The 23,371-nt window shown below is 67.8% G+C and carries 23 protein-coding genes; 5 read left to right on the top strand and 18 right to left on the bottom strand.

What is annotated here, in order from left to right:
* Nucleotides 1-5: 5 nt before the first annotated feature.
* The 13 genes from C8D95_RS15245 to C8D95_RS15185 all read right to left on the bottom strand — a co-directional run bounded on the left by C8D95_RS15245 (nt 6) and on the right by C8D95_RS15185 (nt 13,724).
* Nucleotides 6-239 carry a hypothetical protein gene (locus C8D95_RS15245; RefSeq protein WP_109760055.1) on the bottom strand — a complete coding sequence of 78 codons (234 nt, stop codon included), beginning with the start codon at nt 237-239 and terminating at the stop codon, nt 6-8.
* Nucleotides 240-345: 106 nt separating this feature from the next.
* Complete coding sequence (locus tag C8D95_RS15240; RefSeq protein ID WP_109760054.1) at nt 346-1,518, bottom strand: pyridoxal phosphate-dependent aminotransferase; 1,173 nt, start codon at nt 1,516-1,518, stop codon at nt 346-348.
* Nucleotides 1,519-1,608: 90 nt separating this feature from the next.
* Complete coding sequence (locus C8D95_RS15235; RefSeq protein ID WP_109760053.1) at nt 1,609-2,355, bottom strand: SDR family NAD(P)-dependent oxidoreductase; 747 nt, start codon at nt 2,353-2,355, stop codon at nt 1,609-1,611.
* Entirely contained in the window at nt 2,352-3,257 is a 906-nt protein-coding gene (locus C8D95_RS15230; RefSeq protein ID WP_109760052.1) for a sugar kinase, read from the bottom strand. Before C8D95_RS15230 ends, C8D95_RS15235 begins: the two co-directional genes overlap by 4 nt.
* Nucleotides 3,254-4,141 (bottom strand): DMT family transporter, encoded by an 888-nt coding sequence (locus C8D95_RS15225; protein WP_109760051.1) that lies wholly within the window; start codon nt 4,139-4,141, stop codon nt 3,254-3,256. Before C8D95_RS15225 ends, C8D95_RS15230 begins: the two co-directional genes overlap by 4 nt.
* A gap of 2 nt (nt 4,142-4,143) precedes the next feature.
* The gene (locus C8D95_RS15220) at nt 4,144-5,022 is read right to left on the bottom strand and encodes an NAD(P)-dependent oxidoreductase (protein ID WP_109760050.1); all 879 of its coding nucleotides are present in this window, start codon (nt 5,020-5,022) and stop codon (nt 4,144-4,146) included.
* A complete protein-coding gene (locus tag C8D95_RS15215) occupies nt 5,019-6,116 on the bottom strand; it encodes an NAD(P)/FAD-dependent oxidoreductase (protein WP_109760049.1) in 1,098 nt (365 codons plus the stop codon). The genes C8D95_RS15220 and C8D95_RS15215 overlap by 4 nt, the downstream gene beginning before the upstream one ends.
* The gene (locus tag C8D95_RS15210; protein ID WP_241239839.1) at nt 6,113-7,138 is read right to left on the bottom strand and encodes a Gfo/Idh/MocA family protein; all 1,026 of its coding nucleotides are present in this window, start codon (nt 7,136-7,138) and stop codon (nt 6,113-6,115) included. The genes C8D95_RS15215 and C8D95_RS15210 overlap by 4 nt, the downstream gene beginning before the upstream one ends.
* A gap of 37 nt (nt 7,139-7,175) precedes the next feature.
* Entirely contained in the window at nt 7,176-8,687 is a 1,512-nt protein-coding gene (locus C8D95_RS15205) for a UxaA family hydrolase (RefSeq protein WP_109760048.1), read from the bottom strand.
* Between the two features lie 231 nt (nt 8,688-8,918).
* Nucleotides 8,919-9,845 (bottom strand): phytanoyl-CoA dioxygenase family protein, encoded by a 927-nt coding sequence (locus C8D95_RS15200; RefSeq protein WP_109760047.1) that lies wholly within the window; start codon nt 9,843-9,845, stop codon nt 8,919-8,921.
* Nucleotides 9,842-11,731: a TRAP transporter large permease gene (locus tag C8D95_RS15195; RefSeq protein ID WP_109760046.1), complete on the bottom strand. Its 1,890-nt coding sequence runs from the start codon at nt 11,729-11,731 to the stop codon at nt 9,842-9,844. Before C8D95_RS15195 ends, C8D95_RS15200 begins: the two co-directional genes overlap by 4 nt.
* Complete coding sequence (locus tag C8D95_RS15190; RefSeq protein WP_109760130.1) at nt 11,731-12,612, bottom strand: TRAP transporter small permease subunit; 882 nt, start codon at nt 12,610-12,612, stop codon at nt 11,731-11,733. The genes C8D95_RS15195 and C8D95_RS15190 overlap by 1 nt, the downstream gene beginning before the upstream one ends.
* Before the next feature lie 92 nt (nt 12,613-12,704).
* The gene (locus C8D95_RS15185; RefSeq protein ID WP_109760129.1) at nt 12,705-13,724 is read right to left on the bottom strand and encodes a TRAP transporter substrate-binding protein; all 1,020 of its coding nucleotides are present in this window, start codon (nt 13,722-13,724) and stop codon (nt 12,705-12,707) included.
* Between the two features lie 162 nt (nt 13,725-13,886).
* Between C8D95_RS15185 and C8D95_RS15180 the strand changes: the two genes are divergently transcribed.
* Nucleotides 13,887-14,537, top strand: a complete 651-nt coding sequence (locus tag C8D95_RS15180; RefSeq protein ID WP_109760045.1) for a GntR family transcriptional regulator — start codon at nt 13,887-13,889, stop codon at nt 14,535-14,537.
* 3 nt (nt 14,538-14,540) lie between these two features.
* Here the strand turns inward: C8D95_RS15180 and denD are convergent, their stop codons facing one another.
* Together denD and C8D95_RS15170 are read right to left on the bottom strand one after the other, a co-directional pair.
* Nucleotides 14,541-15,512: a D-erythronate dehydrogenase gene (denD, locus tag C8D95_RS15175; protein ID WP_109760044.1), complete on the bottom strand. Its 972-nt coding sequence runs from the start codon at nt 15,510-15,512 to the stop codon at nt 14,541-14,543.
* Between the two features lie 160 nt (nt 15,513-15,672).
* The gene (locus C8D95_RS15170) at nt 15,673-16,437 is read right to left on the bottom strand and encodes an SDR family oxidoreductase (RefSeq protein WP_109760043.1); all 765 of its coding nucleotides are present in this window, start codon (nt 16,435-16,437) and stop codon (nt 15,673-15,675) included.
* 90 nt (nt 16,438-16,527) lie between these two features.
* Here C8D95_RS15170 and C8D95_RS15165 point away from each other — a divergent pair, with 90 nt between their 5' ends.
* The 4 genes from C8D95_RS15165 to C8D95_RS15150 are packed head-to-tail and all read left to right on the top strand — an operon-like array spanning nt 16,528 to nt 20,503.
* Complete coding sequence (locus tag C8D95_RS15165; protein ID WP_109760042.1) at nt 16,528-17,271, top strand: SDR family oxidoreductase; 744 nt, start codon at nt 16,528-16,530, stop codon at nt 17,269-17,271.
* Between the two features lie 44 nt (nt 17,272-17,315).
* Complete coding sequence (locus tag C8D95_RS15160; protein ID WP_109760041.1) at nt 17,316-18,161, top strand: fumarylacetoacetate hydrolase family protein; 846 nt, start codon at nt 17,316-17,318, stop codon at nt 18,159-18,161.
* Nucleotides 18,154-19,110: a 2-hydroxyacid dehydrogenase gene (locus C8D95_RS15155; RefSeq protein WP_109760040.1), complete on the top strand. Its 957-nt coding sequence runs from the start codon at nt 18,154-18,156 to the stop codon at nt 19,108-19,110. The genes C8D95_RS15160 and C8D95_RS15155 overlap by 8 nt, the downstream gene beginning before the upstream one ends.
* A 7-nt stretch (nt 19,111-19,117) precedes the next feature.
* Nucleotides 19,118-20,503, top strand: coding sequence for a phosphohexomutase domain-containing protein (locus C8D95_RS15150; protein ID WP_109760039.1), 1,386 nt, complete (start codon nt 19,118-19,120; stop codon nt 20,501-20,503).
* Between the two features lie 40 nt (nt 20,504-20,543).
* Here the strand turns inward: C8D95_RS15150 and C8D95_RS15145 are convergent, their stop codons facing one another.
* Genes C8D95_RS15145 through C8D95_RS15135 form a run of 3 tightly spaced genes read right to left on the bottom strand, consistent with a single transcriptional unit; the run spans nt 20,544 to nt 23,289 of the window.
* On the bottom strand, nt 20,544-21,461 hold the full coding sequence (locus tag C8D95_RS15145; protein WP_338143056.1) for a hypothetical protein: 918 nt from the start codon (nt 21,459-21,461) through the stop codon (nt 20,544-20,546).
* Nucleotides 21,458-22,771, bottom strand: coding sequence for a TRAP transporter large permease (locus C8D95_RS15140; RefSeq protein WP_109760038.1), 1,314 nt, complete (start codon nt 22,769-22,771; stop codon nt 21,458-21,460). Before C8D95_RS15140 ends, C8D95_RS15145 begins: the two co-directional genes overlap by 4 nt.
* Nucleotides 22,768-23,289, bottom strand: coding sequence for a TRAP transporter small permease (locus C8D95_RS15135; RefSeq protein WP_109760037.1), 522 nt, complete (start codon nt 23,287-23,289; stop codon nt 22,768-22,770). Before C8D95_RS15135 ends, C8D95_RS15140 begins: the two co-directional genes overlap by 4 nt.
* Nucleotides 23,290-23,371 lie beyond the last annotated feature (82 nt).

The following is a 23,371-nucleotide window of genomic DNA, read 5'->3' as shown; positions in this document are numbered from 1 at the left end:
ATGCCTCAGGTGATGAAGCCGATGCCCGCACAGGTGATGCAGCGGCAGACCTTGCTGCCGTAACAGGCGGTGCAGCGGATGTAGACCGGTTCGCCGAGCGCGCTGCGGCTGGTGGCGGTCCGGCCTTGCCCGCCGCAGGACCGGCAGGCAGACCGCCCCGTTCCATGGCAGCGGTGGCAGCGCCGCTCGACCGGCTTCTCCGGACGCGGCTTCCGGTACGGTCGTTCCAGTTCGAACATGGGTGGCATCCTCGCCGATTATGACCCGCCGGCGAGGATTTTGCGGCAATGCGTCAGCAATGTGGCGGCATTGAGGTGCGATGGCGGCAGTTGCCGCAAAGTCATCCTACCCGCGTTCGATGAAGCCCTTCATGCGCGCCAGCGCCTCGCGAATGTTGTCCTGCGAATTGGCGTAGCTGAGGCGGATGTAGCCCTCGCCCAGGATGCCGAAGTCGGGGCCGCCGATGGTGGCGACGCCCGGCCCTTCAAGGAGGTCGGAGGCAAGTTGCTTGGCCTTCCGGCCCGTCGCCTTGATGTTCGGGAAGGCGTAGAAGGCGCCCTTGGGCACGATGCAGGAGACGCCCTCGATCCCGTTCAGCAGGTCGACGACCAGTTTCCGGCGGGCGTCGAACTCGGCCACCATCTTTCCGACCGCGTCCTGCGGGCCGGTCAGCGCTTCAAGTGCGGCGTATTGCGAGGGCGCGTTGACGCAGGACCAGCAGTTGACGGCGAGCTTGCGGGCGTTGTCGTAGAGCTTCTGCGGCCAGACCGAGTAGCCGAGGCGCCAGCCGGTCATGGCATAGGTCTTGGACCAGCCGTTGAGCAGGATCAGGCGGTCGCGGATCTCGGGGTAGTTCAGGAGCGTGACGTGCTCCTCGCCGTCGTAGAGCATCTGGTCGTAGATCTCGTCGGACATGATGGCGACGTCGGGCCAGTCGGCGAGACCGGCGACCAGCTTGTCGACTTCGGCCTTGGGCGTGACACCGCCGCAGGGGTTGGCGGGCGAGTTGACGATGATGAGGCGGCTCCGGTCGGTGAGGAGGCCGAGGGTTTCTTCGGCCGAGAAGGCGAAGCCGTTCTCCTCGCGGATCGGGATGGGGATGGGGGTGGCGCCGGTGAACTCGATCATCGAGCGATAGATCGGGAAGCCGGGGTCGGGGTAGAGGATCTCGGCCCCCGGTTCGCCGAACATCAGGATGGCGGCGAACATGGTGACCTTGCCGCCGGGGACGATCAGCACGTTGTCGGGGCTGACCGTCGCGCCGAAGCGTCGGTCGAGGTCGGCCGCCACCGCCTCGCGCAGGGGCAGGATGCCGGTCGCGGGGGTATAGCCGTGGTGTCCGTCGCGGATCGCCTTGATGGCGGCCTCGGTGATGTTGCCGGGCGTCGGGAAGTCGGGCTGGCCGATGCCGAGGTTGATGACGTCCTTGCCTTTCGCGGCAAGGGCGCCGGCGCGGGCGAGGACGGCGAAGGCGTTCTCTTCGCCGATGCGGTCGAAGCCGGGAATGGTGTGAAGCATGTTGACCTCGGTGTCAGGCTGTGTGGCTGGCGCCGGGGGAGCGCTGCTCCCCCGGACCGCCTCGGCGTATTTCGGGCAGGATGACGGACATCAGTAGGTCGCGCGGCCGCCCGAGATGTCGAAGACGGCGCCGGTTGTGAAGGAGCATTCCTCGGAGGCGAGCCAGGCGACCATGTTGGCGATTTCCTCGACCTCGACGAAGCGGCCGCGGGGGATCTTGGACAGCATGAACTGGATGAATTCCTCGGTGAGCTGTTCGAGGATCGGCGTGTTGGCGGCGGCGGGTGTGACGCAGTTGACCGCGATATCGTGGGTCGCGACCTCCTTGCCGATGGCCTTGGTGAAGCCGATGACGCCCGCCTTCGAGGCGGCGTAGTGGCTGGCCTTGGGGTTGCCTTCCTTGCCCGCGACCGAGGCGATGTTGACGATGCGCCCGTAGTTCTGCGCCTTCATGGCCGGAATGACGGCCTTGTTGGTGTGGAAGGTGCCGGTCAGGTTCACCGCCATGATGCGATCCCACATCGCGGTGTCGTAGTCCTCGACCAGCGCCACGTTGCCCGCGATGCCGGCCGAATTCACCAGGATGTCGATGCGGCCGAAGCGGGCGAGGGTCGCGTCGCGGGCGGCCGCGACGGAAGCCCAGTCCGCCACGTCGCAGGTGAAGGCCTGGGCATCGCCGTCGATCTCGCGGGCCACATGCGCGGCCTTGTCGGGATCGAGGTCCCAGAGAGCGATGGTCGCGCCCGAGACGGCGAGACGGTGCGCGACGGCGCGGCCGATGCCCATTGCGCCCCCGGTGACGACGGCGATGCGGCCGTCGAGATCGTATCGGTTCATGTGTCCTCCCCGCGGGGCAGGATCGCGCCCCGGTGCTGCACTACTTGTGAGGCAAGCGCATGGCCTGCCGCAAGGGCTTCCGCCTCGGAGACGCCGGTGAGGCGCGCGCCGAGGTATCCGCCGTTGAAGCTGTCGCCGGCGGCAGTCGAGTCGACGACACGCGGCGCGGGCGGGCAATCGGGGCAGGTGGCGCCAGAGAGCGAGAGCGGCCCCTCGGCGCCCCGCTTGAGCGCGCCCCCCGCTACGCCCCAGCCGTGGAGGCGGTCGATCACGGCCTGCGCGTTTTCGTCGCCGTAGAGCGCGATCTCGTCGTCGAGGCTCGGCAAGCCGATGTCGCAGGTGCGCCAGGCGCGCTCGATGGCGTCGCGCGCGGTAGCCGCGTCGGGCCAGAGGCGCGGGCGGTAGTTCGAGTCGAAGATGACGCATCCGCCGTCGGCGCGGTAGTTTGCGAGCCAGTCGAGGAACCGCCCTCTCGCCTCGTTGGGCAGGACGGCGATCGAGATGGCGGAGTGGTAGATGACGTCGAACGTCGCCATCGCCTCCAGGTCCGGGCCCGGCGCGTCGAAGTAGGTCCGGTAGGCCGAGCGGTCGCGCCAGTAGTGGAAGGACCTCTCGCCGCCCGCGTCGGTCGAGATGGCATAGAGGCCGGGCAGGCGGTCGTCGCTTTCGGTGACGAAGTCGTCCGAAATGCCTTCGTCCCGCAGCCTCTCGCGGATCATCGCGCTGAAGCGGTCGCGGCCGAGGCGTGTGGCGTAGGCGACCTCGAGTTCGGACGCGGAGCGCTTCAGGTAGACGGCGGTGTTGTAGGTGTCGCCCGCAATGCCGACCGAGGCCCGCGTCGGGTCGGCCGCCTCAAGCGACAGCTCCACCATCACCTCGCCCAGGCAGAGGACGCGCGTCATCGCCGCCGCTCCCGCCACCAGATCAGGAGACCCGAGGCGATGATGATGGACGCACCCACCAGGGTCGGCATGTCCGGAACGGTGCCGAAGACGATGAAGCCCGCGATGGTGACGTAGAGGATGAAGACATAGGAGAAGGGCATAAGCACGCCCGCCTCGGCATGGGCGTGGGCGCGCGAGAAGATTTCATGCCCGGCCCAGGCCGAGACGCCGATGCCGAACATCAGGCACCAGCCGAGAGCCGTGTCGGGCGAGGTCCAGGCGGCCAGGGCGAAGGGGGCCAGGACGACGGTGCCCACTGCCCCCGCCGCGACCTGCATGGTCTGCGTGGCGATCCGGCCCGAGAGCTTGCGGGTCAGGATCGAGAACAGCGCCAGGCCCGTCGCGTTGCCGAGGACGAGGAGCGTCGCCCAGTGGAATTCGGCGCCGAAGGGGCGGATGACGATGACGACGCCGATGAAGCCGAGGACCACGGCAAACCAGCGCCAGGGGCCGACCCTTTCGCCCAGGAGCGGCACGGCAAGGGCGGTGACGAGGATGGGCGAGGAGTTGGCGATGGTCGCCGTCACCGTCAGCGGAAGGTACTTGAGCGCGATGAAGTTGAGGATCGTCGTCATCACCAGAAGCGAGCCGCGCACGACGACCAGCATCATGTCGCCCCGGCTGTGAAGCCCCGCCACGCTGCCGCGCGCGAGGCCAACCCCCACCGACACCGCCAGCGAGACGGCATAGCGCAGGAAGGCGAGCTGGAGCGCGGGAATGCCTGCCAGCACCAGCCATTTGACGGTGGTGTCCGTCACCGCAAAGAACGCCCAGGTCCCCAGCATCATCAGGATGCCGAGGCCGATGCGGTCGTCGCGGATGTCGAGGGCGGGTGCGGCCATCCTCAGCCGAACCAGCGGGCGTAGCTGTCGACCATCTGGGGCACGAGATCGTCGCCGTGGCCGTCCTCGACGGCGCGGCCGATGGCCTCCTTGGCACCCTTGGCCATGATCGAGCTGCGGCCGAAGTCGCTGACCATCCGGTCGTAGTAGCTGACGTCCTTGAGCGCGTTGCGGACCGAGAAGGACAGCTTCGTGGGGTCTCCGTCGACGGCGTAGGCCTTGATGAAGTCCATCATGCCGGACCCGTTCGGACCGGCGGACAGCACGTTGTAGAGGCTTTCGCGCGGGACGCCGGCGATGTCGCAGGCGGCGAAGGCCTCGGAGAGCGCGTTGACCGAGGCCATGGCGTAGAAGTTGTTGATAAGCTTGATCGTGTGTCCCGCGCCGAGGGGCCCCAGGTGGAAGATGTTCTCGCCCAGGTCCTGAAGCACGGGGCGCACCCGCTCGAAGGTCGCTTCGTCGCCTGCGCCCATGATGTTGAGCTTGCCCTCGCGCCCGTGGGTCGGCGTCCGGCCGAGCGGCGCGTCGAGCATGGTGGCGCCCTTCGCGGCGACCTCTTTGCCGAGGGCCACGGTCGAGCCGGGAAGCGAGGTGCCGAAGTCGATCACGACCATGCCGTCGGACAGCCCGGCGATGACGCCGTCTTCGCCCCGCATCCGCGCCTCGACGTGGTCCGAGGTGCCCATGCAGAGCATGACGATGTCGGCGGCTTCGGCCAGATCGCGGGCCGTTGCGGCCTCGTTGGCGCCCCGCGCGGTGGCGGCGTCGACGCCGGTGCGGTTCACGTTGCCAAGGACGGTGAGGGTGTGCCCCTTGTCCAGAAGGCGCTGCACCATGGCCGAGCCCATGAGCCCAAGTCCGATGAATCCGATGTGTGTCATGGGGTCGTCTCCTCTGCTGTTTCCGTGGTGAGCGCGGCCGCCATCCGGCCAAGCTCGTCGCTGCATTTTGCGCCCGAACCGTTGCCGCCTGCCGCCACGATGAGGCGGGGCGAGAGGCGGCGGATCTCGAGGACGCGCGTGTCGGTCCAAGTCGTGACGCAGGGCGCGATGTGGCGGCTCTCGAAGGCGAGGCCGGGGAGGAGGCGGCGGATCGTGTCGGTCAGGTGGTGACCGATCTCGACGCTGCCGCCGTTTCGAAACCACGCGCCCACGGCGTCCTGATCGGGAAGGAGCACGTCCTCGGGGTCGCCACCGAGCTTCAGCCAGACCTTGCCGTCGGGATAACGGATGGGCGGCAGGACGTAGATGGAGTCGGGCGAGTCGTAGACGAAGGAGGGCATGTCGCGGAGGCGTTCGTCCTCGGCGGGGCCGATCTCGTGGAAGGCGACGGTGCGGGCATAGACCTCGAGGACGGCGGCGCGGCCGAGGACGGCGTCGGTCCAGCCTCCCGCCGCGACGATGACGCGGTCGGCGGAGTGGGAGGTGTCGGCGGTGCGGACGCGTCCGTCGCCGACCGAGACGGCTTCCTGCGCGATGATCCGGGCGCCTGCCCGGCGCGCGGCCTCGGTCTGGGCGGCGACGAGGCGGCGGGGGCTGATGTGGCCGGCCTTGGGTTCGTAGACACCCGAGAACCCAGCCGGGAAGGCGAGGCAGGGAAAGCGGGATTTCAGGGCGTCGGGGGAGAGGTCGTCGAAGGCGAATGACAGGCCCTCCCGGCCCTTGGCGACGGCCTCCATGTAGTCTGGGCCGCCCGCGACCAGCGAGCCCGAGGCGGTGAAGAAGGGGATGCCGCTCTGCGCCTCGATCTCGGCGTAGCGCGCGATGGAGGCGTGCGAGACGCGTGCGAAGAAGGGGCGGCGGTCGTTGACGCGGGTGATCCGGCCCTCGTCGTAGTGGCTGCCGAAGACGCCGCGGTGGTCCTCGAAGCGGGGTGGTTCGTCGGGACCGATGAGCGTGACGTCATGGCCGGCGCGGGCGAGGTGACGCGCGGCGGCAGAGCCTATCAGGCCGCGTCCGACGATGGCGATCTTCACGGCGCGGACGGCAGGGTCGCCGCCTCCACCGCGAGGGTCAGCTTCAGCGTGCGCCGTCCGCTTGCCGCGTCGTTAAGGGGCTGGGTCTCGCCCCGGCAGACGGCGGCGAAGTGTTCGAGTTGGCGGATCAGTGGCACGCCGTCGGGGGCGGGGGCGTAGTGCGGCGCGGGGGCCTGCGACCAGTCCTCGGCTCCGGTCCAGACGCGGAGGGAGGGGAACTCGACCGCGCCTTCGGTGCCCGTGATCCTGAGCGAATCCTGTCCCGTGGTGGCAATGTTCGGGTTCTCTCCCGTGCCGTGTTCGAAGCCCCAGGGCGAAGGCGTGGTATCGGCGAAGGCGATGGTGGCGGTGAGGCCGGACGCGAAGGCGAGGACCGCGCCGCCGGATTCGACGCGCGCGGTCTGACGGACGGGGTTCGCTCCGAGGCCAGCGACGCCGGTGACCTCGCCGAAGAGGTGCCGAAGGAGGTCGATCTCGTGGCAGAGGTTGAGGCGGACCGGCGCGCCGTCGGCACTCTGGCGCCATGTCACCTCGAAATAAGGATCGGGTTTGCGGACGGCCCAGATCAGGCTGGCGAGGATGGGCTGTCCGATTGCGCCCGAGGCGATGACGTCCTTCAGGGCGGCGACGCGGGGATGGAAGCGGCGGTGGTGACCGGTGAGGATGTGGACGCCTGCCTTGCGCGCGGCCTCGATCATGCGGTCGACGGCGGCGAGGTCGGGGGCGAGGGGTTTCTCGACGAGGGCGTGGAGACCCCGCGCGGCGGCTTCGAGGAAGACCGGTTCATGGAACTGCGTCGGTGTCGCGATGACGATGCCGTCGGCTTCGGCGTCGCAGTCGGCCAGCGAGGCGAAGCCTGGGGCGTCGAAGGCGGCTCGCAGCGCGGGGTCTGGTTCGATCACGCCGGCGAGCGTCAGGTCGGGATGCTCGGCGATGTGGGCGGCATGTCGGCTGCCGATCAGGCCCGCACCGGCCACGAGGAGGCGCGTCACCGGGCGCGGCCCCCGGCCAAGGTTTCGCATGCGAAATTCGCGGCGTCCCGGGTGCTGTCGATCCCCGTCACATCACGGCCCCGATCTGCCAGGGGACGAACTCGTAGTCCCCGAGGCCCTGTGCTTCGGACTTGGATTGCTCTCCGCTCGCAACCCGCAGGAAAAGCTCGTAGATTTCGCGGCCTTTCTCCTCGAGGCTGACACCCTCGCTGAGCATGGTGCCGGCGTTCACGTCCATGTCCTCGATCATGCCGCCATACATCTCGGAGTTGGTCGCGACCTTGATCGTGGGCGCGGGCTTCGAGCCGAAGGCGGAGCCGCGCCCGGTGGTGAAGCAGACGAGGTTGCAGCCGCCGGCGATCTGGCCGGTGACCGAAGCCGGGTCGTAGCCGGGGGAGTCCATGAAGGTGAAGCCCTTGGCGCGCACGGGTTCGGCGTATTTGTAGACGCCGGTCAACGGCGTGGTGCCACCCTTCGCGGCCGCGCCGAGGGATTTCTCGAGGATCGTGGTCAGGCCGCCCTTCTTGTTGCCGGGCGAGGGGTTGTTGTCCATCGAGCCCTTGTTGCGGGCGGTGTAGTCCTCCCACCAGCGGATCAGGCCGACGAGGCGGTCGCCCACCTTGCGGTCGATGGCGCGCGCGGTCAGGAGGTGCTCGGCGCCGTAGATCTCGGGCGTCTCGGCGAGGACGCCGGTGCCGCCTTGGGCGACAAGGAGGTCGCAAGCGTAGCCGAGCGCGGGGTTGGCCGTTATGCCGGACCAGGCGTCGGAGCCGCCGCATTGAAGGGCGACCATCAATTCGGACGCCGGGCAGGGTTCGCGCTTCGCTTCGTTGGCGATGGGAAGCATCGAGCGGACCTTCTCGATCCCCAGTTCGATGGTCTTCCGAAGGCCCGCAACCCCTTGAATATTCATGGTCTGGAACGTCGGGCTTTGCTTCAGGCCATAGGCTTCCAGGAGCCAGTCGATCTGGTTCATCTCGCAGCCGAGGCCGACCATCAGAACACCCGCGTGGTTGGGGTGCCTGGCATAGCCCCACATGACGCGCTGAAGCGCCTCGAACCCGTCGCCGTCGCCCGCCATGCCGCAGCCGGTCCCGTGGACGAAGGCGACGACACCGTCGACATTGGGGTAGTCGGCCAGTTCCTCGGGGCCGAAGGCGTCGGCGATGCGGCGCGCGGCGGTGGCCGAGCAGTTCACGGACGTGACGACGGCGATGTAGTTGCGCGTGCCGACCGAGCCGTTTTCGCGGCGGTAGCCCATGAAGGTGTCGCGCCGTGTCTCGGGGACCATCTCGACGTTGCGGAGATTGGTCCCGAATTCATAGGCTTGCTCGGTGTTTCGGAACTCGGTGTTGTGGGTGTGGACATGGTCGCCAGCCGCGATGTCCGTCGCGGCATAGCCGATGAGTTGGGCGTACTTGCGGATCGGTCCGCCCTGCGGGATCGCCTCGGTCGCGATCTTGTGGCCCGAGGGGATCAGGGAGGTGGTGGCGACGGCCTCGACCGCCGCGCCGGCCTCGAGCGCGCGGGTGGCGGTGACGACGTTGTCGGACGGGTCGAGGCGAACGGTCGGTTTCATCGGGTTGCTCCGGGATGAATGGGGCGGGCGGGGGCCGGGGACGAGGGATCGCGCGGGGCGCCGCGAATCGACGTTAATCCTGTTGGAAAGCGGGCGAAAGGCGATGTCGGCATCGCGTCTGCAAAGTGTCGGCAAAGCGTAAGGCACGGGATCGGCCGGAGAGACGCGCGAACGGTGCGCGCGGTACCCGGCCGGGCCTGCGTATTTCGGGCAAGATGAAGCGACATGGGCTCAGGCGCAGACGGGGGCGTCGGCGCTCCAGCGGTGAAGGTCGATGTGCGGCGCGGCGGCGAGACGTGCGCGGGCGTCGTCCCACATGCGCTTCCATTCCCGCCAGTCGCGAAGCTCCGACGCGGGGGTCTGGCGCGAGCGTGCGACGAACTCGGGGAAGTGGCCGCGGCCCGTGGGATCGCCGGTCACGTTGTAGCGCAGGTCGAACGACCAGCGGATGCTGTCCGAGACGTTCGCGAGCGAGGCGTGCGGCGTCATCGGGTGGAAGATCACCGCGCCGCCCGCCTTGACCGGCAGCGGCACCGCGAGGTCGGTGTCGACGAAGCCCTTGGCGATGGAGGTCTGGCGCTGCGGGCAGTGCGGGAGGAGGTCGGCGCGTCCGGGGACGACCTGGAGGCAGCCATTCTCGACCGTGGCGTCGGTGACGGCGAGCCAGACGGTCACCATGCGGGTCTGGTCGGCCTCTTCCAGCGCCACGGCACGGTCCTGATGCCAGTCGGTGCCGCCGACGTGGGCGCGGATCTCGCCGGTCAGCAGCTTGCGCTCCGGCGGCTTGATGCGAACGTGCTGGATCGGGTTCGAGGTGAGCTCGGGCCCGATAAGATCCTCGACCATGTCGAGAAGGGCGGGCGCGGTGATCATGTCGAAGACCGCCGGTCCGATGTGCATTGGCGTGTCGGCCTCGATGCGGTCGCCAGGCAGCGAGATGTCCATCGGCTGGAACCAGTCGTGTCCGGCCTCGTAGGCGCTGACGACCTTCTCGGCGAAGTCGCCCTCGCGCGCCATGCCCCAGCCGTCCATCATGCGGTCGAGGAGGGCGTCGTATTCGGCGCGGACGGGGGCGAGGACGTCGTCTCCGAGGACGTTCTCGACCACGAGGTAGCCCTGGGTTTCGAAGAAGCGGAGCTGGTCGTCGGTCAGTCTCATGGTTGTCCCCAATCGAGCAGGATCTCGACAATCGGCGGCCAGAGGAGAAGGACCGTCAGGGCGAGAAGCTGGATGCAGATGAAGGGCAGGAAGCCCTTGAAGATGTCGGTGAGCGAGATGTGCGGCGGCGCCACCGACTTCAGATAGAAGGCGGCGGGGCCGAAGGGCGGCGACAGGAAGCTGACCTGCATGTTCATGCAGAACAGGACCCCGAACCAGACCGAGAGATACTTGGGCTGGAGCTCTCCGAAGTAGCCGATCTCCTCGATGGGCAGGCGCTGCACGATCGGCAGGAACACCGGGATGATGAGGAGCACGATGCCGACCCAGTCCATGAAGGCGCCCATAAAGAGGAGGATGACCATCATGGTCAGGAGGATCAGCATGGTCGGCATGTCGGAGCCGACGATCAGGTCCGCCACGAACTGCGGACCGCCCGCGATGGTATAGGCGCCGGCGAGAGCGGCGGCGCCGATGGTCACCCAGATGATCGTGCCGGTGGAGCGGAGCGTTCTGAGGAGGCTGTCCCAGAGGCCGTCGCGTACGGCGGGGATGCGCAGGGTCAGGAGGATGACAAGGAAGAAGGTGCCTGCGACCTGAAGCTTGACCAGCCACTCTCGGTCGCCGGCGACCACGAAATGCGGCAGGACGATGAGAAGCGCCACGAAGGCGATGATCGGGATCAGCGCGCCCTGGACGGTGCCGACCCAGCCGGAGAAGGTCTTCTGGTAGAGCGTCATCAGGATGAAGACCGCCAGAGCGCCCATGCCTGCCGCCTCGGTGATGCCGGTGATGCCGCCGTAAATCGAGCCGAGGACGACGCCGATGACCACGATCGGCGGCACGAGGCCCTTGCCCATGAGCCAGCCGCGCGCCGTCTTCTCGCGCCCGAAGACGAAGAGGATCAGCGCCATGGCCACGAGGAAGATGCCGCCGAGCCAGGGCAGGTGGGCGGCCGTGCCGAGGGCGATGTCGTCGACGCCTTCGCGCGACACGTTCTGGCCCGCGAGCGTGAAGAAGGCGGCACGCAGGAACATCATCAGCGTGAAGCCTGCGGTCAGGATCGACAGGAAGGCGGCGAAGAGCGCCAGCTTCTCGGTCCCCGCGGGCTGGGCGTTCAGGGCGGCGAGGTCGGCTTCGAGCCTGGCGCGCTTCGAGGCCGAGAGATTCGGCGTCGAGAGATCCGAGGTCAGCTTCTCGATCGGCAGCGGGGCAAGGGAGGGGTTAAGCTGGGTGCGGACGATGATGTAGATGATGATCATCGAGGCCAGCATGAAGCCGGGCAGGAAGGCCGCCGTGAAGAGCGCCTTGATCGAGGTTTCGGTGATGAGGCCGTAGATGATGAGGACGATGGACGGCGGGATCATCGTGCCGAGCGACCCGCTCGCGCAGATCGTGCCGATGGCGAGGTTCTGGTTGTAGCCGAGGCGCAGCATTTGCGGCAGCGCGATCAGGCCGAGAAGCACGACCTCGCCGCCGATGATGCCGGACATGGCCGCCATGATGACCGCCATGAGCGAGGTGACGATGGCGATGCCGCCGCGCGTCCGGTTCAGCCAGACGTTCAGCGAGTTGTACATGTCCTTGGCGATGCCCGACCTTTCGAGGAGGGCGGCCATGAAGATGAAGAGCGGTATCGAGATCAGCACGTAATCGGTCAGAAGGCCGTAGATCTTCTGCGCGAGGATGTTGAGCGGTCCGGTGCCGGGTTTCGCCGTCAGGAGGCCGTCGCCGAAGGTCCATGGTTGGAGAAGAAGGGCCGGCTCGAACTTCATCACGAGGACGAGGACGGCGAGGATCGCCGAGGCGAGGCCGAGCGGCATCCCGATGGCGAGGAGCGCCACGAGGCCCAGCATGAGCACCAGAGAGATCGTTCCGACGTCCATCAGCGGGTGTCCCTCTCCTGCGCGGCGCTGCGCGTGACGTCCAGATCGGCGGTGCCGTCGTCGCCGACGGCGGCGCGCAGACGCTCGAGTTCGCCCTCGTCGATGTCGTCGGCGGCGGTGTGGATCACGGGTTCCTCGTTCCAGTCGGCGAAGAGGTTCACCACGGCCTGAAGCGCCACCAGCGTCACGACGAGAAGGACCATGATCTTGAGCGTGGCGGGAATCGGCGGGTCGAAGGCGGTGCCGAAGGTCTCCCACCTCATGAATTTCTGGAAGGCCTCGCCGTAGGCTCCGTAGATCAGGAAGAAGGCGAAGAGCACGATCAAACCGGTCGAGATGACGTCGAAGAGGCGTTGCAGCCAGCGCGGGCAGATGTCGTAGAGCAGGAAGATGCGGATGTGGCCGCGCTGCTGCATCGAGTAGAGGCCGGCGAGCAGGAAGACGAATCCGGCGAGCCAGAGCGACAGCTCATTGGCCCAGAGCGTCGGGCGCTCGAAGACATAGCGCATCATGACCTCGAAGATCATCACCGAGGTGAGGATCAGGATGAGGATCATCGTGATGCGGCCGAGAAAGACCGAGATCCGGTCGAAGCCGTTCCAGTGCTCGTATTCCATCGACGCCCGGCGGACGGTCATCACGCCGAGGATGAACAGGAGAGGGCAGAGGATCAGCGCGGCATAGTCGACGATGTCGGCGAAGGCGAAGATCGGCGAAAGGTTCGGGGTAACATCGGTCCGGGCAAGCTGCGCAGCGAGTTGGCCGTTCTCGGGCCCGAAATCGAGGATGTAGGCAGGCGCGTGCCAGACGAGCCAGCCCGAGACGATGCAGAAGGCCAGCGGCGCAAGCCACTCGACCAAGGTTCCCTGTTTTTCGTGCATGTCGCCCCTCGGTTCCCCCGACCCGTTCCGGGCCGTCTTCAGAAGCGGTCTGCCGGCGGAGCGCACGAGGCGGCTCCGCCGGCGGGGTCGGCTTACTGGTCCGAGACGAGTCCCAGGACTTTCAGGTAGGCGAGGTGGCTGTCGACCAGAGCCTTGGCTTCCGGCGTGGTCGCGAACTCGGGCCATGTGTCCTGCGCGGCCTTGCGGAAGGCGGCACGGTCTTCTTCGGCCCAGTTGTGGATGGTCACGCCGCCTTCGGCGAGGGCCACGGCGGCCTCGGCGTTGGCCTTGTCACCTTCGAGAGCCTGGCGAAGTCCCAGCTTCTCCATCGCGACTTCCATGATCCGCTTGTGGTGCTCGGGCATGGCGTCCCAGACGGACTTGTTGCAGGCGAGGTGGTCCGACGGCATCGAGTGGAAGCCGGGGTAGGTCGCGTGCTTGGCGATGTCGTAGAGACCCATCGACTGGTTGTTGGCGAGGATCGAGGCGTCGGCGCCTTCGATGATGCCGGTTTCCAGCGCGGTAAAGACCTCGGTGAAGTCCATCACGATCGGCGATGCGCCGAGCTTTTCGAAGATCTTGGTTTCCATGCCCGGAGGCGAGCGGAACTTCCAGTCCTTGAAGTCCGCGGCGGTCTGGACCGGCTTGGTGGAGGCGAGCGCCTCCTGGCCGACGACCCACCAGCCGACGAGCTGCATGCCGTACTGGTTGTAGAGAGCCTGGGCGTCTTCCTTGCCGCCGCCGATCAGGAGCCACGAGAGCTGCTGATAGGGCGTGTCGTAGCCGCCCATGATGTCGCCCACGAACTGGAACGCGGGGTTCTTGCCGGTCTGGTAGGCGCCGCCCGTCATGTCGCAGTCGAGGATGCCGGTGGCGGCCGCGTCGAAGGTCTCGACCGACTTCACGACGGCGGACGAATAGAACATCTCGACCTGGATCTCGCCGTTCGACATCGTCTGGATGTCGTCGATGAACATCGCCGCATTCTTCCCCGAAAGCGATTCGGGCGCGTAGTGCGTCTGGATGCGGAGCGTGGTCTGCGCCAGTGCCGAGGTTCCGGCAAGCATGGCGACGGTGCCTGCGGCGAATGCCGCATACTTCACGAACTTCATGAATTCCTCCCGTTTCATTTTTGCGCCCTTTCGGACGTCGTCATCGCAGCGTCACGGTAGCAATTCGACCCCCCGCTGCCAACGCGAAATTGAAAAAGCGCGGAATTTCGAAATTTTTGACAGGATGCGGGATTTCGGTAAACCTGCGCGGAGGAGGCCGTCATGCGCGTCGACACGCCCGACATCTACGAGGACCTCAAGCGGCGGCTGATGAACGCCACGCTGCGGCCGGGACACAAGCTGAAGCCGTCCGATCTTCAGGGCGACTATGGCTGTTCGGCCAACACCGTCCGCGAGGTGCTGCATCGGCTGGTGACGATCGGGCTGGTCGAGTTCGAGGCGCAGCGCGGCTTTCGCGTCCGGGCCGTGGACCAGTCGATCTTCAACGACGTGACGCGGTTCCGCATCCTTCTGGAGCAGGAGGGAGCGGAGCGGTCGATGGAGAAGGGCGGCGTCGCCTGGGAGATGCACCTCAACGCCGCGCATCACGCGCTGGTCCATATCCAGACGCGGATCCTGAAGGCGGGCGACATGGAACCCTTCCGCGCCTTGTGGTCCGAGGCCGAGCGGCATTTCCACGAGACGCTGATCTCGGCCTGCGGCTCGGCGCTGATCCGGCGCACGCATGCCAACATCTACCTCCAGTTCCGGCAGCAGATGATGACCCTGACCGAGGAATTCGGCGGGGCCTACTTCGGCATGATCGCCGCCGAGCACCAGCAGATCCTCGACGCAGCACTTGCCCGCGACGCGGCGGGCTGCGCGCGGGCCATCGAGCAGCACCTGCGGCGGAACATCCGCGAGGCCGCCTGAGGCTCAGGCCTTCGGCATGTCCTCGTCCATGTAGGTGCGGATGATCTCGTGGAAGTTCGACTCAGCGGTGAACCCGAAGTCGCGCGCCCGCTGCGGGTCGAAGTCGCGCGGCCAGCCCGAGACGATGCGCATGATCGTCTCGTCGGGCCGGGGCTTGATGCGGGCCACGACCTCGTCGCCGGCGATCTCGCGCAGGGCCTCGATCTGCTCGGCCACCGTGCAGGAGACGCCCGGCATGTTGAGCGCGCGGCGCGTCCCGAGGAGATCGGTGTCGAGGGTCGCGGCGTGGCGCAGGAAGCCGGCCGCCGAACGGGGCGAGGCGTGCCAGTGCCGGACGCTGTCGGGGACGGGCAGGATCGCCTCCTTGCCGTTCAGGGGCTCGCGGATGATGCCCGAGAAGAACGACGAGGCGGCGAGGTTGGCCTTGCCCGGCCGGACGCAGATTGTGGGCAGGCGGATCGCCATGCCGTCGAAGAAGCCCTTGCGGATGAAGTCGGTCAGCAGCAGTTCCGAGATCGCCTTCTGCGTGCCGTAGCTGGTCTGCGGCGCCGACAGGAATTCGTCGCCGATCTTGTCGGGGAAGGGCGGGCCGAAGACGGCGATGGAGGAGGTGAAGATGATCCGCGGCTTGTAGGCGCCCTTGGATGCCTGAACCTCGGCCCGGAAGGCTTCGAGGAAGTCGCGGAAGGCCGTCATGTTGACGGTCCAGCCGAGGTCGAAGTTCGATTCGGCCTCGCCCGAGACGATGGAGGCGAGGTGATAGACGAGGTCCGGCCGCCCTGCCGCCAGGCGGCGGATGGCGCCCGGATCGGTGACGTTGCCGGGAATCTTCTGCGCAGCCGACGCGCCGCCGTGTCCCGGAAAGGCCATGTCGAAGAGGGTGACTTCGTCGCCCCGGCTCAGCGGGTCCTTCGCGAGCGAGGCCGCGAGCTTCTGCCCGACCATGCCGCCGCCGCCGATGATGAGGATTTTCATGCCGCGCCTCCCGTTTGCGTTGTCTCAGGTGTGGGGCCGGGGGGCTTGGGCGTCAAGACGAGGACCGGCTTCACTGCGGATCGCCGCCAGCGGCGGCGACGCGGGTGGGGGCTCTGCCCCCACGCCCCCGGGATATTTGACGACCAGTGAAACCCCGGGGTCAGATCGAGGCGGTGATGCCGCCGTCGACGTAGAGCGTCTGGCCGTTCACGAAGCTGGCCGCATCGGACAGGAGGAAGACCGCAGCGCCCTTCAGTTCGCCCACGTCGCCCCACCGCCCGGCGGGGGTACGCTTTTCGAGCCAGGCCGAGAAGTCGGCGTCGGCGACGAGCGCGGCGTTGAGCGGCGTCTTGAAGTAGCCGGGTGCAAGGGCGTTGACCTGGAGCCCGTGCCGCGCCCAGTCGGTGGCCATGCCCTTCGTGAGATTGCGGACCGCCCCCTTCGTCGCCGTGTAGGGCGCGATCGAGGGGCGGGCGAGTTCGGACTGGACCGAAGCGATGTTGACGATGCGGCCGCGCTTGCGGGCGATCATGCCGCGCGCCACCGCCTGGCCGACGAGGAACACGCTGCGGACGTTGGTGGCGAAGAGCTGTTCCCACTTGTCGAGAGGGTAGTCCTCGAGCGGCGCGCGGAACTGCATCCCGGCGTTGTTGACGAGGCCGTCGAGAGGGCCGTCGGCCTCGATGCGCGCCACGGACTCGGCCACGGCGGCGGCGTCGGTCACGTCGAAGGCGGCGGTCGAAACGGTGCGGCCTTGAGCGCGCAGTTCGTCTGCGGCGGCGTCGAGGGTGTCGGTGCTTCGCGCGTTCAGCACGACATGCGCGCCGTGCTCGGCCAGGCCCTCGGCCAGGGCGCGCCCGATGCCCTTCGAAGCCCCGGTGACGAGGATGCGGCGGCCGGTCAGATCGAAGAGCGGTGAGGTCATTGCCTGTCTCCCTGTTCGCGGCGACACTAGAATTCCGGGGTGGCTTCCACTAGGGCAATTCGAAACAAGTCGACGCAGGGGGGACGCGGCATGGCCGGAAGACTTCAAGGAAAACGGGCTCTTCTGACGGCCTCGGGGCAGGGAATCGGTCGCGCGACGGCGCTGGCCTTCGCCGCCGAAGGGGCGGAGGTCTTTGCCAGCGACGTGAACGAGGCGGCTCTCGGCACGTTGAAGGACGAGGCGGAGGGTGCCATCGAGACCTTCCGCATGGACGTGCGCGACGACGCCTCGGTCAAGGAGGCGGTGGCGCGGGCGCGGCCGGACATCCTCTTCAACTGCGCGGGCGTGGTCCACAACGGGACCATCCTCGAAGCGACGGACGAGGAATGGGATTTCGCCTTCGACCTCAACGTGCGCTCGATCTTCCGCACCACGCGGGCGGTGCTGCCGGGGATGCTGGAGCGGGGCGCGGGCGCCATCGTCAACATCGCCTCGGTGGCTTCGTCGATCACGGGAGTGCCGAACCGCTGCCTTTACGGCGCGTCGAAGGCGGCGATCCTGGGGCTGACCAAATCGGTCGCGCGGGACTTCGTGACGCAGGGCATCCGCTGCAACGCGATCTGCCCGGGCACCGTCGACAGCCCGTCGCTTCAGGACCGGCTGAGGGCCACAGGCGACTACGACGCGGCGCGCGCCGCCTTCATCCAGCGCCAGCCGATGCAGCGCATCGGCAAGGCCGAGGAAATCGCGGCGCTGGCGGTCTATCTGGCCTCCGACGAGGCCGGGTTCACGACAGGGCAGGCGCTGGCGGTCGACGGCGGCTGGACGATCTGAAGAACGCGCCGCAAGGCATTGACGAACAGGAAGGAAAACACGCGATGAAACTGGTTCGCTACGGCAATCCCGGCGAAGAGAAGCCCGGTCTGATCGACGAGGGCGGCACGCTGCGCGACCTCTCGGCCCATGTCGACGACATCGGGGGGACGACGCTGTCGGATGAGGGTCTGGACCGTCTCCGCGCGCTCGATCCCTCGAGTCTGCCTGCGGTGTCTGGCACACCGCGCTTCGGTCCCTGCGTCGCGGGCATCGGCAAATACCTGTGTATCGGCCTGAACTACACCGACCATGCCGCCGAGACGGGCAACCCGATCCCCGAGCATCCGATCCTTTTCATGAAGGCGACCTCGGCGGTCGTGGGGCCGGACGACGACATCGTGATGCCGCGCGGCTCGACGCATACCGACTGGGAGGTCGAACTGGGCGTCGTGATCGGCAAGACCGCGAAATACGTCAGCGTCGAGGACGCGATGGAGTACGTCGCGGGCTTCTGCGTCATCAACGACGTGTCCGAGCGGCATTTCCAGATGCACCTGTCCGGCCAGTGGACCAAGGGCAAGTCCTGCGACACCTTCGGGCCGACCGGGCCCTGGCTCGTCACCCGCGACGAGGTCGCGGACGTGCAGGAGTTGGACATGTGGCTCGACGTCAACGGCAAGCGGATGCAGACCGGGAACACGCGGACGATGATCTTCGGCGTGGCCGAGATCGTCTCGCACCTGTCACAGCTTGGCTCTCTCCATCCGGGCGACGTGATCTCGACCGGGACGCCTCCGGGCGTGGGCCTCGGGATGAAACCGCCGGTCTACCTGAAGGCGGGGGACGAGGTGGAGCTGTCGATCCAGGGTCTCGGCACCCAGAAGCAGAGGGTGCGCGAAGATGTCTGATCGTCCGAAGGTTCTCCAGATCGGCAAGCTTCTCGACTTCATGGATGGTCGCCTCGCGGATGGATTCGAGGTGATGCATCTGCCCGAGAGCGGGCAGGCAGACTTCCTGGCGCAGCATGGCGCGGGCATCGAGGCGGTCGTCACGACGAAGGGTGTGGCGCCCGAGGTCATGGCCGGGCTGCCGGACCTGAAGGTCATCTCGAGCTTCGGCGTGGGCTACGATGGCATCGACGCCGAGGCGGCCGCCAAGCGCGGCATCCTCGTGGCGAACACCCCCGACGTCCTGAACGACGAGGTGGCAGACACGGCTGTCCTTCTGTGGCTGATGGTCAGCCGCCGCGCGGTTCCCGCTGAACGCTGGGCGCGGTCCGGCGATTGGGAGGCCAAGGGCGCCTTCCCGCTGACCCGCAGCGTGCGCGGACGGACGGTGGGCATCGTGGGGCTGGGGCGGATCGGGACGACCATCGCCGAGCAGGTCGGGATGTTCGACGCCGAGGTGGTCTATCACTCTCGCAGCAAGAAGGACGCGCCCTATCGCTATTATCCCGACCTCGTCGAGATGGCGCGGGATGCGGACGTTCTGATCGTCATCACGCCGGGGGGCGACGAGACGAAGCACCTGATCGGCAAGGAGGTACTGGAGGCGCTTGGGCCCGAGGGCACGCTCATCAACGTGGCGCGGGGATCGGTCGTCGACGAGGCGGCGCTGGTTGCAGCCTTGCAGGCGGGCAAGCTGGGCGCGGCGGGGCTCGACGTCTTCGAGGAGGAGCCGCGGATCCCGCAGGCGCTGAAGACGATGGACAACGTCGTTCTTCTGCCGCACGTCGGAAGCGCCACGGTCGAGACGCGGGCGGCCATGGGCAACCTCGTCTGCGACAACCTGGACGACTGGCGCACGACGGGGCGGGTGCGCACGCCCGTGGTCGAGTGCAAGTCCCTAAACGGCTGAGGTCGGCATGGCTCCCAAGTTCGGCACGAGCGGTCTGCGCGGCCTCGCGACGGAGCTGACCGACGACCTTGTGGCCCGCTATGCGGCGGCCTTCGTTGCGCAGCACGACCACAACGGGACGCTGTACGTGGGCCGGGACCGACGCGAGAGTTCGCCCCGGATCGCGCTTGCGGTGGCACGGGGGGCGGCGGCCGAGGGGCTGCGGGTCATCGACTGCGGCGTTCTTCCGACCCCGGCTCTGGCGGGGGCGGCTCTGGAGGCGGGCACGCTGTCGATCATGGTTACCGGGAGCCATATCCCGGGGGATCGGAACGGGCTGAAGTTCTATACCTCGCGGGGCGAATTCACCAAGGCGGACGAGGCTCCGCTGGCGGCGGCCGTCGCGGCGCGGCGGAGCGTCGAGGGGGGCGAGGCGGAGGTCGAAGTGACCGATGCGCCGCGCAAGGCCTATGTCGCACGTTATGTCTCGGGACTGCCGCACGGCGTGCTGGCGGGGCGGAGGGTCGGCGTCTGGGTCCATTCCTCGACTGCGTCGGAGGTGCTGCCGGACATTCTCGAGGGGCTCGGGGCCGCCGTCGTCAGCCTCGGCGCGTCGGAGACCTTCGTGCCGGTCGATACCGAGGCGGTGGACGCGGAGACGCGGTCGCGGCTGGCGGGATGGGTCGCGGAGCATGGGCTGGACGCCGTGGTCTCGACCGACGGTGACGCGGACCGGCCTCTCTTCGTCGACGACCGGGGGCGGATCGTGCCGGGCGACATCCTGGGGCCGATAGCTGCGCGCTGGTGCGGAGCGGACGAGGTGGTGACGACCGTGTCCGCCAATTCGATGGTCGATCTCATGGGCGCCTTTCATCGGATCCAGCGAACAAAGATCGGCTCGCCCCACGTCATCGCGGCGATGGAAGCGCGGATGGCGGCGCACGCGCATCGGGTCGCGGGGTACGAGCCGAACGGGGGGTTCCTGCTCGGGTGGGACGTGGGGCGGTCGGGCATATCGCTGCCCTCGCTGATGACGCGCGACGCGGTGCTGCCGATCGTGGCGACGCTGGCGGCGGCGGCGCAGGAGAAGCGTTCGGTCAGCGAGCTGATTGCCGACCTGCCTGCGCGGCGGACGGCGACGGACCGATTGCAGGACGTGGACCCCGAGGTGTCGCGGGGCATCGTGGAGGCGTTGCTGGGCGGCGACCTGTCGGTGCTGCCGGGCGGGCTGGGCGCGCCGGTCTCGACCGACACGACGGACGGCGCACGGCTGACCTTCGCGGACGGGCGCGTGGTCCACATCCGGCCTTCGGGGAACGCGCCCGAATTGCGCGCCTACGTCGAAGCGGACAGCGATGAGGCGGCGGGCGATGTTCTGGCCTCGGTGCTGGAGGCGCTGCAGACGCGGGTCTGAGACGAGGGACGCGCTGCCCCTCGCGCTCCCCGGAGTATTTTCAGACAGAAGAAGCTCTGGCGCGGTTATAGAGCGGCGCCATGAGGTAGGGTGTGAGGTACATCGGCACCTGGTAGCAGCCGATGAAGATCAAAAGCGGCGCGGTCGTCTCGGGTGGGAGCGCCACGAGGAAGAGCGCGATGTTGCGGTTGCCGGCCACGAGGCTTTCGCCCGGTTTGAGGCCAAGCGCCCAAGCCGCGACCTGGAGGCCGAGGTTGGCGGCGGTGGCGATGGCGAGCCAGCCGAGAACCCGCGCGGGCGTGTCGAGAAGGGCCGGGCCGAGGGCGGACATGAGCCCCACGACGAGGACGGCGAGGGCGATGGCGCTGAGACCGTCGAGGGCGCGGATCCTGTCGGGCGCGAGCGGCGGCAGGAGCGCGCGGAGGGCGAAGCCCGCCCCGGTCGCGCCGAAGATCACGACGAGAAGGCGAAGGGCGGCGGCGATGACCTCGGAAGGGTCTCCGAGCGTGGGGAGGCCCCAGAGGATCGGGAGCGCCGTGAGGGGGAAGAGCGCCGTGCCGAGGGCGAGGAGCCGCATCGGGGGGGCAGGGTCGTAGCCCATGAGGGCCGAAAAGTTCGGGCTGCCGGTGATGGACGGCGCCGTCAGCATCAGGATCAGGCCGAGCGCGAGGGGCCGGTCCGCGACGCCGAGGGCGGTGGCGAGGCCGAGGGCGGTGAGCGGCAGGACGAGCTGGAAGACAGCCGAGAGGGCGAGCGTCCGGCGGATGTCGCCCAAGTTGCCGAGGGCGGCGCGCGGCCCGATGCGGAGCGCGGCGAGGAAGAGGATGCCGCCGACGAGGGCAGGAAGAACGTCACGCACCTCGCTCGCCAGAGCGGGGAGCGTCAGCCCGGCAAGGAGGCCGGCCACCAGCAGGAGACGGCCGTGCCGGGCCGCCAGATGCAAGGGTACGAGGATCACCCCCCGGGCCGCTGGCGTATGTTCTCGGGCAGCCAGGTGGCCAGTTCGGGGAAGGCGATGAGGATGAAGACCATCAGCACCATGATGAAGAACATCGGGATTGCGGCGCGGGCGATGAAGCTCATCTCGTGGCCGGTCATGCCTTGCAGGACGAAGAGGTTGAAACCGATGGGCGGCGTGATCTGCGCCATCTCGACCACCACGACGATGAAGATGCCGAACCACACGATGTCGATGCCGGCCTCGCGGATCATCGGTTCCACGACGGCCATCGTCAGGACCACGGACGAGATGCCATCGAGGAAGCAGCCGAGGACGATGTAGAAGACGAGGAGCGCCATCAGGAGCTGGAAGCGCGTCAGCTCCCACGAGCCGATCAGGTCCGCGAGGCCGCGCGGCAGGCCGGTGAAGCCCATCGACAGCGACAGGAAGGCCGCCCCCGCGAGGATCAGCGCGATCATGGCCGAGGTGCGGGTGGCGCCCATGAGGCTTTCGGTGAAGGTGCTCCAGGTCAGCGAGCCCTGCGTCGCGGCGAGAACGAGCGAGCCGATGACGCCGAAGGCCGCTGCCTCGGTCGCGGTGGCGAAGCCCATGTACATCGAGCCGATGACGACGACGATCAGGCAGACCACCGGGATCAGGAAGCGCGAGTTCCGGACCTTGGCCATGAAGCTCATGTAGGGCTCGGGCTTCGGGTTGAAGTTGGACGAGAGCGACGAGGCGACGGCGACGTAGACCATGAACATGAGCGCCAGGACGAGGCCCGGAAAGACACCCGCCATGAAGAGCTTCGAGATCGATTCCCGCACCGTCACGCCATAGACGATCAGCGTGAGCGACGGCGGGATCATCAGGCCGAGCGTCGCCGCGCCCGCCAGCGTGCCGATGATCATGCGCTCGGGGTATTCGCGGGCGCGAAGCTCGGGGATGGACATCTTGCCGACGGTGGTCAGCGTCGCGGCCGACGAGCCCGAGACGGCGGCGAAGACGGTGCAGCCGACGATGTTGGTGTGGACGAGGCCTCCGGGGAGGCGAGCCATCCAGGGGCTGAGGCCGCGGAACATGTCCTCGGACAACCTTGTCCGGTAGAGAATTTCACCCATCCAGATGAAGAGCGGCAGCGCGGTCAGAGTCCAGGATGACGAGGCCGTCCAGATGATGGTCGCCATCGCGTCGCCGACGGGACGCGAAGTGAAAAGCTCCATGCCTACCCAGGCGACGCCGAGAAGGGCGAGACCGACCCAGACGCCGGAGCCGAGGAGGAGGAAGAGGACGAAGAGGAAGATGCCGATGGCGTAGAGGTCGCTCATTCGGTCGATCCTTCTCCGGCGAGTTCGGCGGCGATACCGTGGTCACCCGCGAAGATGATGCGCAGGAGGTGGTCGGTCAGCGCGATGGCGAAGACGACCGCGCCGAGCGCCATGGCGGATTGCGGGATCCACAGGGGTGTCGCGTCCTGGCCCTGGCTCACGTCGCCAAGCTGGTGCGACCACAGGACGAGGTTGACGGCGTAGCGGGCGAGAAACCAGGCCGCCGTCGCGCCGATGGCGAAGCACCAGAGCTCGAGCCAGCGACGGTAGCGTCCGACGGCGGTAAGGAGAAGCCCCACGCGAATGTGCGCGCCCCGGTTCAGTGCGTTCGCGAAGGCGAGAAACGAGGCCGAGGCCATGCAGTAACCGGCGTATGAGGCCGCGCCGGGGAAGGTGACGCCGGTCCAGCGCGCGACCATCTGGGCCACGATGATGAGGAGCATCGCGACGAGGAAAAGCGCAGCGAGGATCGCGCAGCCGAGGTAGAGCCCGTCGAGGGCGCGGCGGAGAGTTTTCATCCGGCGGTCTTCGCGATCAGGGACGCGCCATGCGTATTTGGGACGAGATGAAGCACGGGCGGACCCTCTCGAGGCGTGTGCT

It is taken from the genome of Silicimonas algicola (genome assembly GCF_003148765.1).
In the GTDB taxonomy this organism is placed as follows: domain Bacteria; phylum Pseudomonadota; class Alphaproteobacteria; order Rhodobacterales; family Rhodobacteraceae; genus Silicimonas; species Silicimonas algicola.
This window is presented reverse-complemented; position numbering and strand designations above follow the sequence as displayed.